Below are 684 nucleotides of genomic sequence, written 5' to 3'. Positions count from 1 at the left end.
GCGCAGGCGATGAAGTACGGTCAATAACTGCTGAATATCATGGAAGTGCAGACCAGTTGTTGGCTCATCTAGAATGTACAAGGTTTTACCCGTATCACGCTTGGATAGCTCTCTTGCCAATTTCACTCGCTGCGCTTCGCCGCCTGATAATGTGGTTGCCGCTTGACCTAAACGAATGTAAGACAGACCAACGTCCATTAGAGTTTGCAGCTTGCGGGCAATCGCAGGAACAGGATCGAAGAAGGTGCGAGCATCCTCGACGGTCATTTCCAGTACTTCATCGATGGTTTTGCCTTTGTAGCGTACTTCCAGTGTTTCGCGGTTATAGCGCTTCCCTTTACACACATCACATGGCACGTACACGTCTGGTAAGAAGTGCATCTCGACTTTGATAACACCATCCCCCTGACAAGCTTCACAGCGACCACCACGAACGTTAAAACTAAAGCGGCCAGGTTTGTAACCACGTGAACGTGATTCCTGCGTACCAGCAAACAGCTCGCGAATAGGGGTAAAGATTCCCGTGTACGTCGCAGGGTTCGAGCGTGGTGTTCGGCCAATTGGGCTTTGATCGATGTCGATAACCTTATCGAAATGTTCTAGACCTTTAATCGACTTATAAGGCGATGGGTGTGCAGTAGTAGCGCCATTGAGTTGGGTGTGTGCAATTTTGAAGAACGTATC

At 49.0% G+C, this 684-nt stretch carries 1 protein-coding gene; it reads right to left on the bottom strand.

From position 1 onward, the window contains the following. A partial coding sequence (locus R7R78_RS26580; protein ID WP_225474667.1) for an ATP-binding cassette domain-containing protein occupies positions 1-684 on the bottom strand: 684 nt, incomplete at both ends.

The sequence above is a fragment of the Vibrio sp. 2134-1 genome, from assembly GCF_033339495.1.
Note: the sequence above shows the minus strand (reverse complement) of the source record. Positions and strands in the feature narration are given on the sequence as shown.